Below are 15,008 nucleotides of genomic sequence, written 5' to 3'. Positions count from 1 at the left end.
GTGAGGAGAAGCCCCGTTACGCGGGGACGGGTCCGCCGGCGCCCGGCACGGGGAAGGCTCCCGTGGCGCGCCGGGTGATCTCGCCGTAGATCTCGGGGTCGGTGGTGTACTCCCCGAGCCGGACGGTCTTGCGGGAGCCGTGGTAGTCGCTGGACCCGGTGGGCAGCAGCCCCAGCTCGGCGGCGAGTCCCCGCAGCCGGGCCCTGGTGGGATCGTCGTGGTCCATGTGGTCGACCTCGATGCCGTCCAGGCCGGCGGCGGCCAGCCGCGCGATCACGCTCTCCGGGACCACCGCGCCGCGCTTGACGGCGAGCGGATGGGCGAAGACGGTGACGCCGCCCGCGGCCTTGACCAGCCGGATCGCGTCGAACGGGTCGAGTTCGTGCTTCTCGGCGTACGCGCGCCCGCCGTTGCCCAGCCAGGCCGGGGTGAAGGCGTCGGAGACGGTGTCGACGACTCCGAGCTCCACGAGCGCGGTGGCGACGTGCGGGCGGCCGATCGAGCCGTCCCCGGCGATCCGCGCGACCTGCTCCCAGGTGATCGGGACGCCCAGCTCCTGGAGGCTCCGCACCATGGACCGCGCCCGCGGCACCCGGTCGTCCCGGACGAGCTCGCGCTCGCGGGCCAGTTCGGGTTCGGACGGGTCGAAGAGGTAGGCCAGCATGTGCAGGCTGATGCCGTCGACGCGGCAGGAGAGCTCGGCGCCGGTGACGAGGGTGAGGCCTTCGGGGAGCGCGGCCGTCGCCTCGGCGTGACCGCCGACCGTGTCGTGGTCGGTGAGGGCGACGACGTCGAGGCCCGCCGCCGCGGCGTTGGCCACCAGCTCGGCGGGGGTGTCCGTGCCGTCCGACGCGGTGGAGTGGGTGTGCAGATCGATGCGCACGACGCGGACTCCAGGGCTGGGGACGGACAGGGGACGCTCAAGGATAACCGGCGCGCGTCACCCCTCCGGCCCCCGTGGCGCCGGGTCAGGGCGGTGTGAGCAGCCGGGGCGTGAGCGCCCCGCACGGCAGGAGGTCCACTTCTCCGCCCGCGTCGCGCAGGTCGGTCAGCACCAGTTCGTCGTACATCAGGAGCCCGGACTGCTCGGGCCAGATGATCGCCCAGAGCCAGAGGCCGCGTGCCTCGCCGGCGAAGACCGCACGGTCGGCGGGGGCGTTCTTGACGTGCCAGAGCGGGGTGGGGCGCCCCGCCGCGAGCACCTTGGCGTCCGGTGCCGCGTCGATCGCCAGGCCGGAACCGGGGTCGGGGCCGTCGATGCCCGCGTAGCGCGCGCCGAGTCCCACACCGAGCTCCTCCGCGACGAGGAGCAGCTCCCCCATGCCGCCGAGCGGGCCGGGGCCCGAGCACGCGACGGCGGTGGCCCGGCCGCCGCTGCGGTCGTCGCCCGCGTACGCCGCGCCCGTGAACAGCCAGCCCACCGGGAGGGGCCAGGGCATCCACACCGGCACCCGGGCCCGGTGCACCACCACGCCCAGCGCCTCGACGCTGGGCGGGACCACCGGCTGCATCGGGTGCACCTGGCCGTGCGTGGAGCACTGCCAGGCATCGGCGAACAGGCCGGGCGCCCTGACCCGGCCACCGCACTTCGGGCAACTGGGTTCGCCCCTCATACCGCCCAACGGTCCTCTCCGGTCGTCGCCGCGTCAAGGACGATCACCCGTCCGCAGCGCGGCTCTGACCGGGGAAGATAGATGCGGGTTGCACTTATTAGAGTGCCTAACTTATTCTGTGTATAACGCAACGACCTAGTGGAGAGCGAGAGAACCCATGCCGGCAGAGGATCCGTTCGACGAGGGAGCGACCAGCATCCTGCGTCAGCCGAAGGCCGTCTGGGCCACGGCGGGCGCCTCGGTCGTGGCCTTCATGGGGATCGGCCTGGTGGACCCGATCCTGCCGTCCATCGCCAAGGGGCTGGAGGCCACGCCCAGCCAGGTGTCCCTGCTGTTCACCTCGTACTTCCTGATCACCGCCGTGGCGATGCTCGTGACCGGCTTCGTCTCCAGCCGCATCGGCGGGCGCAAGACCCTGCTGGCCGGCCTGGCGCTGGTCGTCGTCTTCGCCGCGCTCTCCGGCACCTCCTCGTCCGTCGCCGAACTGGTCGGCTTCCGGGCGGGATGGGGCCTGGGCAACGCCCTGTTCGTGTCGACCGCCCTCGCGGTGATCGTCGGCGCCGCCGCGGGCGGCAGCGCGGCCGCCATCCTGCTGTACGAGTCGGCGCTCGGCCTCGGCATGGCGTGCGGGCCCCTGGTCGGCGCCCTGCTCGGCGACGCCAGCTGGCGCTACCCGTTCTTCGGCACCGCCGCCCTGATGGCGATCGGCTTCCTCTGCATCACCGCGTTCCTCAAGGAGCAGCCCAGGCCGGCCCGTAAGACCTCGCTGCTCGACCCGATCAAGGCGCTCGGCCACGGCGGGCTCGCCTCGGTGGCCACCTCGGCGTTCTTCTACAACTACGCGTTCTTCACGATCCTGGCCTTCACACCGTTCGTGCTGAACATGTCGCCGTACTGGTCGGGTGCGGTGTTCTTCGCCTGGGGCCTGCTGCTCGCCGTCTTCTCGGTGCTCGTCGCACCGCGCCTCCAGCGGCGCTTCGGCTCGCTGAAGGTGGTCGGCGGCTCCCTGGTGCTGCTCGCCGTGGACCTGGTGGTCCTCGGCTACGGCGACCACACGACGGCCATCGTCTGCACCATCGTCTCCGGCGCCTTCATCGGCATGAACAACACCGTCTACACCGAGCTGGCCCTCGGCGTCTCGGACGCGCCGCGCCCGGTGGCGAGCGCCGGCTACAACTTCGTCCGCTGGTTCGCCGCCGCCGCGGCTCCCTACCTCGCCCCGAAGATCGAGGAGTGGAGCGACATCCACACGCCGTTCGTCGTCGCCGCCGTCGCGGCCCTCGTCGGCGCCGTGGTCGTCTGGGTCAGGCGCGCGGCTCTCACGCACGAGGCGCGGGAGCTGGAGCCCCGGCACGCCGCGGAGGACAGCGTCACGGTCTTCGCCGACTGAGCCGGCCCCTCCCCGGACCGGCCCCGCCCGCGGCTCCCCCTCCTGGCCGCGCGGCGGGGCTTCCGTCTGCCCGGCGGTTCGGTCCGGCGGTTCAGTCCAGCGGTACGGACGTCCGCAGCGGGTCCCGCAGGTCGGTGCCCTGCGAGAGCCAGCGCTCCTGGAGCTCCTGCGCGCCCCGGACCCGCTTCCAGGCCGCCTCGTTGTGCGTCATCGGCAGCAGCGGCAGGAAGCGCACCGGTTCCATCGGCTCGTCCAGCTCCAGGTCCTCGACCAGGCCGCCCGGCTCCGCGACCAGTACGGAGCTGAAGGGCGCCCCGGTCCACAGCGGCTGCCCGAGGTCCAGTGACGCCCCCGGAGCCACGATCAGGCCCTCGACCTGAGGGGAGGCCGCCAGCACCGCCAGCGGCCGCAGCACCTGATCGGTGTCGGCGAGCCCCACCCGTACGGACAGGACCAGTTCGGCGCGCGGCCCCTTCACGGGGTCGGCCAGCGGCGAGGTCGGGTCGGCCATCGGCTGCCCGGACATGCCGAGTGTGGCGTAGCGCACCACGTCCCCGTCGATGAAGCGGAGCACCTCGATGCGGTCCGTGCCGAGGAACGTCACATCGGCGCGTGCGTCCGGCTCCCCCAGCGCCGTACGGAGCCGGGCCTCGACCAGATCAAGAATTTCTCCCATGCCGCGAGCATAGAACGCGTCCCGAACGGGCAAAGGAAGGGATTGGCTCCTCACCTGGCTGATAGCCTGAGGCGTCGGCCGGGACAGCACGCAGAAGCGTCGCTCTCAGTCCTGGCAACACGTGATCCCCCACGGGGGACCGGCCGGAGGAGGTGGGGCTGCGGTGGATCCAAGTCGACCGTGCAGTACCAACCGCCCTTCCGCACGACGCCTTCCTTCTGTGGCCTGACGCCCTCCCAGGCCGTCACCACGGCAGTTCGCGCACCGGAAGAGCCCCGCGTTTTTGCCTGTCTGTAGCGAACGCCGTCATCGTGCCCGCGCGGTGCCGCCCGCTTTGCGGACGTGAGCGCACGTCCCCATTCCGGGCTGTTCCACGTGCCCACCCGACGGCCCTCCGTGAAGAGGAGCCAGCCATGTCGATGATCCGTGACCTGCGCGCCGCCGTGCGCCCGTCCCTGCGCAAGAGCAACACCCCGTACAACAGCTACGACACCACCCGTGACCCGTCCGCCTCCAGCGCCGTCGTCGACTGCGCGGTCTACCGGGACGGCCGCCGGCTCACCGAGGCCTCCTGCCTGACACCGCGTGAGGCGATGCTGCGCGTACGGGAGGAGGGCGGCTTCGCCTGGATCGGCCTGCACGAGCCGACCGAGGAGGAATTCGCCGGTATCGCAAGGGAGTTCGGCCTCCACCCGCTCGCCGTCGAGGACGCGGTCCACGCCCATCAGCGGCCTAAGCTGGAGCGGTACGACGACACGCTGTTCACCGTCTTCAAGACGATCCACTACGTCGAGCACGCCGAACTGACCGCGACCAGCGAGGTCGTCGAGACCGGTGAGGTGATGTGCTTCACCGGACGGGACTTCGTGATCACGGTCCGGCACGGCGGGCAGGGTTCGCTGCGCGCCCTGCGCCACCGCCTCCAGGAGGACCCGGAGCTGCTCTCCAAGGGCCCCTCCGCGGTGCTCCACTCCATCGCCGACCATGTCGTGGACGGCTACATCGCGGTGGCGGCCTCGGTGCAGGACGACATCGACGAGGTGGAGATCGACGTGTTCTCCACCCCTGCGAAGGGTGGTTCGCGCGGGTCGGACGCGGGCCGGATCTACCAGCTGAAGCGCGAGGTGCTGGAGTTCAAGCGCGCGGTGTCGCCGCTGCTGCGGCCGATGCAGCTCCTGAGCGAGCGCCCGATGCGGCTGATCGACCCCGACATCCAGAAGTACTTCCGTGACGTCGCCGACCACCTGGCCCGTGTGCACGAGGAGGTCATCGGCTTCGACGAGCTGCTGAACTCGATCCTCCAGGCCAACCTGGCGCAGGCGACCGTCACGCAGAACGAGGACATGCGCAAGATCACCTCCTGGGCGGCGATCATCGCCGTACCGACGATGATCTGCGGGGTCTACGGCATGAACTTCAAGCACATGCCGGAACTCCGCTGGACGTACGGCTATCCGATGGTCCTCGCGCTCATCGGCGTCGTCTGCTTCTCCATCCACCGCACCCTCAAGCGCAACGGCTGGCTCTAATAGGCTGCGGGCATGACTGCTGCTGACGTGTTGCTTGCCCGGGCTCTCGTCGAGGAGGCCACCAAGAAGTCCGGCCTGATCTGGGTGCGGGGCACCGGCCCCTCCCGGGCGCTGTGGCACGTGTGGCACGAGGGTGCGGCCGTGCTCGTCGGGGACGGCCCCGGGGAGCAGCCACTACCCGCCGGGCTGGACGCCGGCGCCACCGCCGAGGTGACCGTACGCAGCAAGGACAAGGGCGGCAGGCTCGTGGCCTGGTCCGCCGCCGTCACGGTGCTGGAGCCGCACTCCGAGGAGTGGGAGGCGGCCGTCGCCGAGCTCAAGGGCAAGCGGCTGAACGCCCCTGACGCCGAGCGGCTGACGGAGCGCTGGGCCCGTGAGTGCCGGGTCGTCCGGCTGACGCCCGGCGACTCCCGCACGGACCTGCCGGACGGTTCGCTGGCCGCCACGCCGCTGCCGACCCCGGCGACCACGCGGCGCACGGCCCCCGCCGCGCTCCCCCGGCTGCTGCTGAAGCGCCGCGGGAAGCGCTGACCCCGGCTCCGTCAGCCGGAGGACCTGGGCAGCTCGCCGCCGTAGTCGACGGTGTCGTCCTCGGCCGGCGCCTCCAGCGAGAAGGCCTTGCCCCAGTCGGCGAGGGAGACGGTGCCGCCGCCACCGCCACGCGCCACCCGCAGGGGGTACGGGGTGCCCTTGAGGGAGACGTCCAGTGCGCCGCCCTCACCCTTTCCCCCCATGATCTGCACGGTGCGCACCCCGCCGACCGTGCCCCGGTCGCCCTTGTTGACCTTCCCGTGCAGGGAGAGCATCCCGTCGAGCAGCGTCTCCTTCTCCGTGAAGCCGCGCAGCTGCTGATAGGTGGGGTCGTCCTCGGGCACCTTCACGTACTTGCCGCCGAGCTTGTCGGCGGCCTGGTCGTTCTCGTCGTCGGACTTCTCGTCCTTCCAGAAGCCGGCGTCGGCCTTGAGGAAGAGCTCGTCCCCGATGCGCAGCAGCGCGAAGGTGTTCCTGCTCGACGTGACCGAGCCCGTGCCGCCCTTGCCGCTGAGCTGCATGTTCAGGCTGTACGTCCCGCCCTTGCTGACCAGCTTGCCCGTCAGCCGTACCGCCTCGGCGGCGTCGGCCGCGGCGAGCGCCTTCTTCTCGATCTGCGCGGCCGTCAGCTTGCCGACACCGTTGGTCCCCTCGTCGGGGTCCTCCCCCGCACAGGCCGTGAGCGCGACGGTCAGCCCCGCGCTGAGCACCACGGCGAGAGCGGTCCGGTGATGGGCCCGGACGGCCGGGGCGGAAGAGGTCACGGGCGCACTGCCTCTCATCTGTGTGTCTGGGGTTGGCAGACGGCAGCGTACCCGTGCCGCGTACGCCGTTCGGCAGAGCGCCGTACGGACGGCCCGCCAAGGCGTCGCGGACCGGTACGGGCTAGCCTGATCACGGCGAAGGAGGACGTGAGGGACCGAGGGAGGCGCACAGGATGGCGGCAGTGACTCCCAGGGTTTTCGTCTCCCACCTCACCGGCGTACCGGTGTTCGACCCGAACGGCGATCAGGTGGGCCGGGTCCGCGACCTGGTGGCGATGCTCCGGGTGGGCGGCAAGCCGCCACGGCTGCTCGGCATGGTCGTCGAGGTCGTGAGCCGGCGGCGCATCTTCCTGCCGATGACCCGGGTGACCGGGGTCGAGTCCGGCCAGGTCATCACCACGGGCGTGGTCAACATGCGGCGCTTCGAACAGCGCCCGACCGAGCGACTCGTCCTCGGTGAGTTCCTCGACCGGCGGGTGCGCCTCAAGGAGACCGACGAGGAGGTGACCGTCCTCGACGTCGCCATCCAGCAGCTCCCGGCCCGCCGCGACTGGGAGATCGACAAGTTCTTCGTACGCAAGGGACGCGGCGGAGCGCTGCGCCGCAAGGGCGAGACGCTGACGGTGGAGTGGTCGGCGATCAGCGGCTTCTCGCTGGAGGAGCAGGGGCAGGGCGCCGAGAGCCTGGTGGCGACCTTCGAGCGGCTGCGCCCCACCGACGTCGCCAACGCCCTGCACCACCTGACGCCCAAGCGCCGCGCCGAGGTCGCGGCGGCCCTGGACGACGAGCGGCTCGCGGACGTCCTGGAGGAGCTCCCCGGTGACGACCAGGTGGAGATCCTCGGCAAGCTGGCGGAGGACCGCGCCGCAGACGTCCTGGAGGCGATGGACCCGGACGACGCGGCCGACCTGCTCTCGGAGCTGCCGGAGGCGGACAAGGAACGGCTGCTGGCCCTGATGCGGCCGGACGACGCCGCCGACGTGCGGCGTCTGCTGTCGTACGAGGAGCGGACCGCGGGCGGTCTGATGACGACCGAGCCGATCATCCTGCGGCCGGACGCGACCGTCGCGGACGCGCTGGCCCGGGTCCGCCAGCAGGACCTCTCCCCCGCGCTGGCCGCCCAGGTGTACGTCTGCCGGTCGCCGGACGAGACGCCGACCGGCAAGTACCTGGGCACCGTGCACTTCCAGCGGCTGCTGCGGGACCCGCCGTACACGCTGGTCAGCTCCATCGTCGACAGCGATCTGGTGCCCCTGGCGCCGGACACCCCGCTGCCCGCCGTGACCAGCTATCTGGCCGCGTACAACATGGTCTCGGTGCCCGTGGTGGACGAGAGCGGCTCGCTGCTGGGCGCGGTGACCGTCGACGACGTGCTGGACCACCTGCTCCCCGAGGACTGGCGCGAGACGGACTTCCTGGGTGAGGAGGAGATCACCGGTGGCCGCTGAGGACCGCGCGAGGGCCGTGCCGACGGGCGCCTCGGGCATCGTGCGCCCGCCGCGTCCCCGGCTCGACCAGCCGAAGGCACCGCGGCGCCGGCTGCTGCCCGAGTACGACCCCGAGGCGTTCGGCCGGTTCTCCGAGCGCATCGCCCGCTTCCTGGGCACCGGGCGGTTCATCGTCTGGATGACCCTGATCATCATCGTGTGGGTGGTGTGGAACATCTTCGCGCCCCGGGAACTGCGCTTCGACCAGTACCCGTTCATCTTCCTGACGCTGATGCTCTCCCTCCAGGCCTCCTACGCCGCGCCCCTGATCCTCCTCGCGCAGAACCGCCAGGACGACCGGGACCGGGTCACCCACGAGCAGGACCGCAAGCAGAACGAGCGCTCCATCGCGGACACCGAGTTCCTCAGCCGGGAGATCGCCGCGCTCCGGATGGGCCTCGGGGAGGTCGCCACCCGGGACTGGATCCGCTCGGAGCTGGAGGCCATGGTGAAGGACATGGAGGAGCGCCGGATCCTCCCGGGGGCCGAGAGTGACGAAGGTGACCGCTGAGGGGCTACCCGCGCGTAGCCCCCGGCGCCGTACCATCGTCCGTATGGCTACGGAAGACGCGGTGCGCGAAGCACTGGCGACAGTGAACGACCCGGAGATCCACCGACCGATCACCGAACTGGGCATGGTGAAGTCGGTCGAGATCGATCCTGACGGTGTAGTCGCTGTCACCGTCTATCTCACGGTTTCCGGCTGCCCGATGCGCGAGACGATCACCAAGAACGTGACCGACGCGGTGGCCCGCGTCGAGGGCGTGTCGCGGGTCGAGGTCACGCTCGACGTGATGAGTGACGAGCAGCGCAAGGAGCTCGCCTCGTCGCTGCGCGGCGGCACGGCCGAGCGGGAGGTGCCGTTCGCCAAGCCGGGCTCGCTGACCCGGGTCTACGCGGTGGCGTCCGGCAAGGGCGGCGTCGGCAAGTCCTCGGTGACGGTGAACCTCGCGGCCGCGATGGCGGCCGACGGCCTCAAGGTCGGCGTGGTCGACGCGGACATCTACGGGCACAGCGTGCCCCGGATGCTCGGCGCCGACGGCACGCCCACCCAGGTCGAGAACATGATCATGCCGCCGTCCTCGCACGGCGTGAAGGTGATCTCCATCGGCATGTTCACGCCGGGCAACGCCCCGGTGGTGTGGCGCGGACCGATGCTGCACCGCGCGCTCCAGCAGTTCCTCGCCGATGTGTACTGGGGCGACCTGGACGTCCTGCTGCTGGACCTCCCGCCGGGCACCGGTGACATCGCGATCTCCGTGGCGCAGCTCGTCCCGAACGCCGAGATCCTGGTCGTCACGACCCCGCAGCAGGCCGCCGCCGAGGTGGCGGAGCGGGCCGGCTCCATCGCCGTGCAGACCCACCAGAAGATCGTCGGTGTCGTCGAGAACATGTCGGGCATGCCGTGCCCGCACTGCGACGAGATCGTCGACGTGTTCGGCGCGGGAGGCGGACAGCGGGTCGCCGACGGGCTGACGAAGACGGTCGGCGCCGAGGTGCCGGTCCTCGGGGCCATCCCGATCGACGTACGGCTGCGTGAGGGCGGCGACGAGGGCAAGCCCGTCGTCCTGTCCGACCCGGACTCCCCCGCGGGCTCCGCGCTGCGCTCCATCGCGGAGAAGCTGAGCGGCCGTCAGCGCGGCCTGTCGGGCATGTCGCTGGGGCTCACCCCGCGCAACAAGTTCTGAGCGTCGTACGGGTGGGGGCGGCCTCCTGAGGAGGCCGCCCCCACCCGTTCGCGTGTCGCCGCGCTGCGTCGCCGGCTGCTAGCTCCGGCTGTCGCCCTCGTCCGGGTTCACGTGCTCGGTCACGGCCTCGCTGTCGTTGTCGTTCTCGTACGAGGCGATGTCGCCGATCACCGCGAATCCCAGGCCGTAGGCGCTCATGCCGCGCCCGTAGGCGCCGATGTGCACCCCTTCCGGGGCCGATCCCGCGAGCACCCAGCCGAACTCGGACTCGCGGTAGTGGAAGTCCACCGGCACGCCGTCCACCGGAAGGGACAGCGTCGACCAGGGCTCCCGGCCCAGATCGTCCGCGAGCTCGAACGCGGTTTCGATCTGCTGGTTCAGCCATTCGCCACGCAGGGTGTGGTCCATCTGCGGGGGCCAGGTGCAGTCCAGCAGGCCGGAGCCCGCCAGCCAGGCCGCCGACGAGACCGTGGTCGCGTCCAGGACACCCGTACCGTCGTCGCTGTGCCGCACGGGGCTGCTGCCCACGGTCACGACCACCGCGAAGCGGGCCTTCTCGGCTCCCGCGTCCGCCCGTACGACGGGCTCCTCACCGTGCCCGGTGGAACCGTGCTGCACCGTGTCGTCCGCCGCGGCGGTGACGTGCATCAGCCAGCGCGGCCCCGTGAAGGCCTCGTCCAGCCCGTACCAGGGGAACGGCGCCTTGAGATAGCCGTCGACAGTACGCCGGGTCGCCGGCACCCCCTCGGCGGTGACTGTGCTGGGCGCACCATCCGCCCCTGCCCGACTCGTCGTCTCCATCTGCCCGGCCGCCTCCTCGATCTTCCATGATCCGGAGCGGCCCTCCCCCCGTGGGCATGGGCAAACTCGCAACCGGACAGATGGAGAATAGCCATACCGTCCGGACGAGTCGGGATTGACGGGCTCAGGTGGCGTCTGCGTCGAAGGGCGGGCGTTCGTCCGCGGCCGGCTGAGCGGGCTTCTTCAGGAGGTCCGGGGAGGACTTCTTGAGTAGGTCCGGAGCGGCGGCTCCACCCGCTGCCGCGGCGGCGGCCGTGCCCGTGGACGTGGCGCTCTCGCGGCCGTTCACCGCGTCGGTGACCTCGGCCATCTCCTTGCGCAGGTCGAAGCTCTCGCGGATCTCCTTGAGCCCCAGGTCGTCGTTGCCGTCCATGAGCTGCTTGCGGACGAACGTCTTGGGGTTGAGGTCCTCGAACTCGAAGTCCTTGAACTGCGGTCCGAGCTCGGAGCGGATGTCTTCCTTGGCACTGTCCGAGAACTCACGGATCTTGCGGATGGTGCGCGTGACGTCCTGGATGACCTTGGGCAGCTTCTCCGGGCCGAATACGAGCACGGCGAGAACCACGAGCGTCAGCAGCTCGAGTGCGCCTATGTCATTGAACACCTTGCTGCTCCTCGTGTTCTCTGCGTGGTCTCCGCGTGGTCTCCGCCGCCAGGTCAGGGGGCCCGGACCGCTCCACGGTACCCGGCGAAGCTGTCCGCGCGGTACCTGCCGGTGGCCGTCAGGTACCGCTCGCCGACCCGAGCGTCAAAGTCATGGACAGGTCTTTGCCACCGCGGGTCAGGACGAGCCGGAGCCGGTCACCGGGCCGATGGGCGCGGATCTTGACGATGAGTTCCTCGCCGCTGTGCACCCGCTGGCCCTCCACCTCGGTGATGATGTCGCCCTGCCTGATACCCGCCTTGTCGGCCGGGCCGCCCTCGGTGACGGCCGCCCCGCCGTCGGCCACCTTGCCTCCGACCTTGGCGCCGTCGCCGGTGAACTCCATGTCCAGCGTGACGCCGATCACGGGGTGGGTGGCCTTGCCGGTGTTGATCAGTTCCTCGGCGACCCGCTTGCCCTGGTTGATCGGTATCGCGAAGCCGAGGCCGATGGAGCCGGACTGGCCGCCGTCGAGACCGGACCCGCTGTCGGCGGCGCGGATGGCGCTGTTGATGCCGATGACCCGGGCCTCGGTGTCGACCAGGGGGCCTCCGGAGTTGCCCGGGTTGATCGGCGCGTCGGTCTGCAGCGCGTCGACGTAACTGACGTCGGTCCCGTCGCCCTTCTCACCGCCCGCGGTGATGGGCCGCTGCTTGGCGCTGATGATGCCGGAGGTCACCGTGTTGGACAGGTCGAAGGGCGCGCCGATGGCCACCACCGGGTCGCCCACCTGCACGTTGTCGGAATTGCCGAGCGGCAGCGGCTTGAGGCCCGAGACGCCGGTCACCTTGACGACGGCCAGGTCGTAGCCGCTGTCCTTGCCGACGATCTCGGCCGGGGCGCTCTCGCCGCCGCTGAACGTGACGGTGATGTCGCCGGTGGAGCCGGCCGGGGCGACCACGTGGTTGTTGGTCAGGATGTGGCCCCTGTCGTCGAGGACGAAGCCGGTGCCCGTGCCGGACTCGGCGGTGCCGTTGACATGCAGGGTGACCACGCTGGGAAGGGCGCTGGAGGCGATCCCGGCGACGCTGTCGGGCGCCCGGCCGCCGCTGTCCCGGCCGGCCTGGGGCAGCTCGACCGTGGTCAGCCCGCCGTTGCGCTCGACGTACGCGCCGATGCCGCCGCCGATCCCACCCGCCACGAGGGCGAGCAGCGCGGCCCCGACGAGGAGCGACCCTGGGCGGCCCTTGCGCGGCGGGGCGTCCGGGCCGGGATGGCTCAACGGCTGCTGGGGCGCGCCCCAGGGGTCGTACCGCAGCCACTGCGAGGGCTGCTGCGGACTCTGCTGACCCTGTACGGCCGTGTGCTGGGGCGGCACGGTGTGCGCCGGGGCCGGCGGCGGTGGCGCCCAGCCCTCGGCGTGCCCCGGGGCGGCCGGAGCGGGCACCGGGGCGGGGAGGTGCGCGGCCACGCCGTGCCCGTTGGTCCCCGCGTACGGCGGCGGTACGGGCGTCCCGTGGGCCGGGGTGGCCACGGGACGCTGCACGGGCGGCGCGGGCGCCCAGGGCCCCGGGCCGCCGTACGGCGGGGTGCTGTACTCGTCGGGCGCGTGCAGCGGCCCCGTACGGTGCGCGGGCGCGGGGGGCGCGGTGTCGGCGGGGGCGGCAGCGGCGGGCGCGGTCTCCACCGGCGCGGCTGAGGCGGCAGCGGGGGGTGAAATGTCCGCGGGCCGGGTGTCCGTGGGCGCGGTGTCCGTGACCCGGGTGTCCGTGGGCCCCGTGTCCGACGGCGCGGTGTCCGGGCGCATGGGTGTCGCCGGTTCCACGCCCGACGGCGCGGGGGTCTGCGGCCGGGGGGCCGGCGGGGCCGGGGTGAAGTCGCCTTCGTCCGTGGGCCGCACTCCAGCCGCACCCATGGGCGCGGCCGGTCCCCCGGCCGCCGTCTCGCCGCCGTGCCCACCCGGGGCCGGGTCGGCGACGGGCGACGCGTCCTCCTGCCCGGCCGGACGGTGCCGCTCCGCAGAGGGACGGCTCCACCACTTCGTCTTCGGCCCGCTGGGCTTCCCGTCGTCCATGCTCTCCCCGCCACTGGCCCTTGCACGCCCCACAGAGGCGTCCCTCCCGGAATTCAACCAGGTTTGCGAATCCGCGCGCAGGGTCCTGCTCAGCGCAGCGGGGTGAGCGGCATCGCGCGGTCGTACGGCGGCGGGGCGGAGGCCGTCGCGGACGGTGCGGACGGCTTCGGGTCCGCGCTCGCGCCGGGCCCCGGCGAGTACAGCGGGCCGGCGTCGGTCGGGCGTATCAGCGGCGGCACGGTCACGTTCAGCACGGGGAAGGCGAACGCGCCCCCGGTGAGGGCCGAGGTGCTCAGCAGCGAGGGCGCGGAGGCCGGCACCGGCCGGGCGGACGAGGACGGCGCGGCGCTCGGCCGGGGGTCCTGCCCCTCTCCGGCGGCGAGGGCACCGCCACCGCTGCGGCTGGCCGCCGCACTGGCGGTGCCGGTCCGCTCCTCGGCGTCGAGCGGGGTCACGGCGCTGCCCGTGCCCTCGGCGCTGAGCGGTGAGTCGGGGGTGTGGTCGAGCGGGAGGGAGCCTCCCAGCGCGATGGCCGCGAGCGAGACCGCGCTGGCCGCGACGAACGCGAAGCGCCGGGCGCGCCAGGGTGAGCGGTCGGCCTCCCGGGCCACGTCGTGGATGCGGAAGCCCGAACCGGACGCGCCGCCCGGCAGTACGGCGGTCGAACCGTGGGCGGTGGGGAGATAGCCGAAGCCGTCCAGCGGGGAGCGTGCCTGCTCGCCGGGCCCTCCGGGGTGGGCCACGGGGAAGACCCCGTCCCCGAAGCGCCGGCGACCGGGCGGCCCGTCGCCCGGGCCGTCGTCACCGCCGCCGGGGCCCCCGGGGAGGCCCTGCAGCCTGGCGAGGAAGCCCTCGGAGGGCGAAGGCGCCGCGGATGTCGCGAAGGCGCTCTTCAGCCGCCGCTGGGCGTCGGCCTCGGCCTTGCACCTGGAACAGGTCGCCAGATGGGCCAGGACCCGCTCCCGGGCATCGTGTTTGAGCTCACCGTCGACAAGCGCGGCGAGCCGGTCCCCCAGATGCTGCTCCGCGGGGGTCGGACCTGTGCCACTCACGCCGTGCCGCCCTCCCCTGCCAGGACCGCGTCCGCGAGGGAACGCTGCTCGGCGCGGGCCTCGGGCGAACGGTGCTTGAGCGCCTTGCGCAGGTGCGAGCGGCCACGGTGGATACGGCTGCGCACCGTCCCGAGCTTGACGCCCAGCGTGGCGGCGATCTCCTCGTACGAGAGGCCCTCGATGTCGCAGAGCACCACCGCCGCACGGAACTCGGGCGCGAGTGTGTCCAGCGCCTGCTGGACGTCCGCGTCGAAGTGCGTGTCGTTGAAGACCTGCTGCGGGGAGGGCTCACGGCTGGGCAGCCTCTCGGCCGCGTCGTCGCCGAGCGAGTCGAAACGGATCCGCTGCTTGCGGCGGACCATGTCCAGGAAGAGATTCGTCGTGATCCTGTGCAGCCAGCCCTCGAAAGTGCCCGGCGTGTAGGTCGACAGCGACCGGAAGACACGGACGAAGACTTCCTGGGTGAGGTCCTCGGCGTCGTGCTGGTTACCCGTCAGCCGGTAGGCCAGGCGGTACACCCGGGCGCTGTGCGTGCTGACGATCTCTTCCCATGTGGGCGGGGTCCACGCCTGAGAATCCGCATCTGAGGCGAAGGTCGCGGTCGGTGCGGAATCGTTGGAAGAACGGTCAGCGGTGTCGGTCACGGATTTCGGCTCACCCGCCGACCTGAGAAGGCGCCGCAGCGCACCTCTCCGATCCACAGGCGCAGCCGCACCTCCCCTATCGGCTCTGGTGGTGTCCAGTGGAGCCCCTACCATAGCCACCTCGCCCGTTAGCTCCGGATAAGCCTTTTTACCTGCTGGTGTCCCGGTGTCCCCGG

15 protein-coding genes are annotated in these 15,008 nt (G+C 71.9%); 6 read left to right on the top strand and 9 right to left on the bottom strand.

Features of this window, described 5'->3' with window-relative positions; all coding sequences use genetic code 11:
- Nucleotides 1-16 precede the first annotated feature (16 nt).
- Together ACZ607_RS14785 and ACZ607_RS14780 are read right to left on the bottom strand one after the other, a co-directional pair.
- The gene (locus ACZ607_RS14785; RefSeq protein ID WP_469735104.1) at nucleotides 17-883 is read right to left on the bottom strand and encodes a PHP domain-containing protein; all 867 of its coding nucleotides are present in this window, start codon (nucleotides 881-883) and stop codon (nucleotides 17-19) included.
- Nucleotides 884-968: 85 nt separating this feature from the next.
- Nucleotides 969-1,613 carry a DUF6758 family protein gene (locus ACZ607_RS14780; RefSeq protein WP_469735103.1) on the bottom strand — a complete coding sequence of 215 codons (645 nt, stop codon included), beginning with the start codon at nucleotides 1,611-1,613 and terminating at the stop codon, nucleotides 969-971.
- 157 nt (nucleotides 1,614-1,770) lie between these two features.
- Here ACZ607_RS14780 and ACZ607_RS14775 point away from each other — a divergent pair, with 157 nt between their 5' ends.
- Entirely contained in the window at nucleotides 1,771-3,003 is a 1,233-nt protein-coding gene (locus ACZ607_RS14775) for an MFS transporter (RefSeq protein WP_469735102.1), read from the top strand.
- Between the two features lie 91 nt (nucleotides 3,004-3,094).
- Here ACZ607_RS14775 and ACZ607_RS14770 read toward each other — a convergent pair whose 3' ends face one another.
- Nucleotides 3,095-3,679 carry a suppressor of fused domain protein gene (locus tag ACZ607_RS14770; RefSeq protein WP_469735101.1) on the bottom strand — a complete coding sequence of 195 codons (585 nt, stop codon included), beginning with the start codon at nucleotides 3,677-3,679 and terminating at the stop codon, nucleotides 3,095-3,097.
- 413 nt (nucleotides 3,680-4,092) lie between these two features.
- Here ACZ607_RS14770 and ACZ607_RS14765 point away from each other — a divergent pair, with 413 nt between their 5' ends.
- A complete protein-coding gene (locus ACZ607_RS14765; RefSeq protein WP_469735100.1) occupies nucleotides 4,093-5,208 on the top strand; it encodes a magnesium and cobalt transport protein CorA in 1,116 nt (371 codons plus the stop codon).
- 12 nt (nucleotides 5,209-5,220) lie between these two features.
- Nucleotides 5,221-5,739, top strand: coding sequence for a hypothetical protein (locus ACZ607_RS14760; protein WP_469735099.1), 519 nt, complete (start codon nucleotides 5,221-5,223; stop codon nucleotides 5,737-5,739).
- 11 nt (nucleotides 5,740-5,750) lie between these two features.
- Here the strand turns inward: ACZ607_RS14760 and ACZ607_RS14755 are convergent, their stop codons facing one another.
- Nucleotides 5,751-6,503, bottom strand: coding sequence for a hypothetical protein (locus ACZ607_RS14755; protein ID WP_469735098.1), 753 nt, complete (start codon nucleotides 6,501-6,503; stop codon nucleotides 5,751-5,753).
- 173 nt (nucleotides 6,504-6,676) lie between these two features.
- On the opposite strand from ACZ607_RS14755, the gene ACZ607_RS14750 reads away from it, so the two are divergent.
- The 3 genes from ACZ607_RS14750 to ACZ607_RS14740 are packed head-to-tail and all read left to right on the top strand — an operon-like array spanning nucleotide 6,677 to nucleotide 9,678.
- Complete coding sequence (locus ACZ607_RS14750; protein ID WP_469735097.1) at nucleotides 6,677-7,951, top strand: magnesium transporter MgtE N-terminal domain-containing protein; 1,275 nt, start codon at nucleotides 6,677-6,679, stop codon at nucleotides 7,949-7,951.
- Complete coding sequence (locus tag ACZ607_RS14745; protein WP_469735096.1) at nucleotides 7,941-8,501, top strand: DUF1003 domain-containing protein; 561 nt, start codon at nucleotides 7,941-7,943, stop codon at nucleotides 8,499-8,501. Before ACZ607_RS14750 ends, ACZ607_RS14745 begins: the two co-directional genes overlap by 11 nt.
- 43 nt (nucleotides 8,502-8,544) lie before the next feature.
- A complete protein-coding gene (locus ACZ607_RS14740; protein ID WP_469735095.1) occupies nucleotides 8,545-9,678 on the top strand; it encodes an Mrp/NBP35 family ATP-binding protein in 1,134 nt (377 codons plus the stop codon).
- Nucleotides 9,679-9,756: 78 nt separating this feature from the next.
- On the opposite strand, the gene ACZ607_RS14735 is transcribed toward ACZ607_RS14740, so the two are convergent.
- The 5 genes from ACZ607_RS14735 to sigE form a co-directional block, all read right to left on the bottom strand.
- Complete coding sequence (locus ACZ607_RS14735; RefSeq protein WP_469735094.1) at nucleotides 9,757-10,479, bottom strand: hypothetical protein; 723 nt, start codon at nucleotides 10,477-10,479, stop codon at nucleotides 9,757-9,759.
- Between the two features lie 124 nt (nucleotides 10,480-10,603).
- A complete protein-coding gene (locus ACZ607_RS14730) occupies nucleotides 10,604-11,083 on the bottom strand; it encodes a sec-independent translocase (RefSeq protein ID WP_469735093.1) in 480 nt (159 codons plus the stop codon).
- A gap of 118 nt (nucleotides 11,084-11,201) precedes the next feature.
- Entirely contained in the window at nucleotides 11,202-13,136 is a 1,935-nt protein-coding gene (locus tag ACZ607_RS14725) for a S1C family serine protease (RefSeq protein WP_469735092.1), read from the bottom strand.
- 89 nt (nucleotides 13,137-13,225) lie between these two features.
- Nucleotides 13,226-14,188, bottom strand: a complete 963-nt coding sequence (locus tag ACZ607_RS14720) for an anti-sigma factor family protein (protein ID WP_469735091.1) — start codon at nucleotides 14,186-14,188, stop codon at nucleotides 13,226-13,228.
- On the bottom strand, nucleotides 14,185-14,946 hold the full coding sequence (gene sigE / locus ACZ607_RS14715; protein ID WP_469735090.1) for an RNA polymerase sigma factor SigE: 762 nt from the start codon (nucleotides 14,944-14,946) through the stop codon (nucleotides 14,185-14,187). Before sigE ends, ACZ607_RS14720 begins: the two co-directional genes overlap by 4 nt.
- Nucleotides 14,947-15,008 lie beyond the last annotated feature (62 nt).

It is taken from the genome of Streptomyces sp. NPDC104381, assembly GCF_055583745.1.
The sequence above is the reverse complement of the archived record's forward strand: the minus strand, read 5'-3'. Positions and strand labels throughout refer to the sequence as shown.

Coding starts and splice junctions, on each gene's coding strand:
- ACZ607_RS14740 (WP_469735095.1), top strand. CDS start 8,545: ATGGCTACGGAAGACGCGGTGCGCGAAGCACTGGCGACAGTGAACGAC.
- ACZ607_RS14780 (WP_469735103.1), bottom strand. CDS start 1,613: ATGAGGGGCGAACCCAGTTGCCCGAAGTGCGGTGGCCGGGTCAGGGCG.
- sigE (WP_469735090.1), bottom strand. CDS start 14,946: ATGGTAGGGGCTCCACTGGACACCACCAGAGCCGATAGGGGAGGTGCG.
- ACZ607_RS14770 (WP_469735101.1), bottom strand. CDS start 3,679: ATGGGAGAAATTCTTGATCTGGTCGAGGCCCGGCTCCGTACGGCGCTG.
- ACZ607_RS14750 (WP_469735097.1), top strand. CDS start 6,677: ATGGCGGCAGTGACTCCCAGGGTTTTCGTCTCCCACCTCACCGGCGTA.
- ACZ607_RS14775 (WP_469735102.1), top strand. CDS start 1,771: ATGCCGGCAGAGGATCCGTTCGACGAGGGAGCGACCAGCATCCTGCGT.
- ACZ607_RS14760 (WP_469735099.1), top strand. CDS start 5,221: ATGACTGCTGCTGACGTGTTGCTTGCCCGGGCTCTCGTCGAGGAGGCC.
- ACZ607_RS14725 (WP_469735092.1), bottom strand. CDS start 13,136: ATGGACGACGGGAAGCCCAGCGGGCCGAAGACGAAGTGGTGGAGCCGT.
- ACZ607_RS14735 (WP_469735094.1), bottom strand. CDS start 10,479: ATGGAGACGACGAGTCGGGCAGGGGCGGATGGTGCGCCCAGCACAGTC.
- ACZ607_RS14765 (WP_469735100.1), top strand. CDS start 4,093: ATGTCGATGATCCGTGACCTGCGCGCCGCCGTGCGCCCGTCCCTGCGC.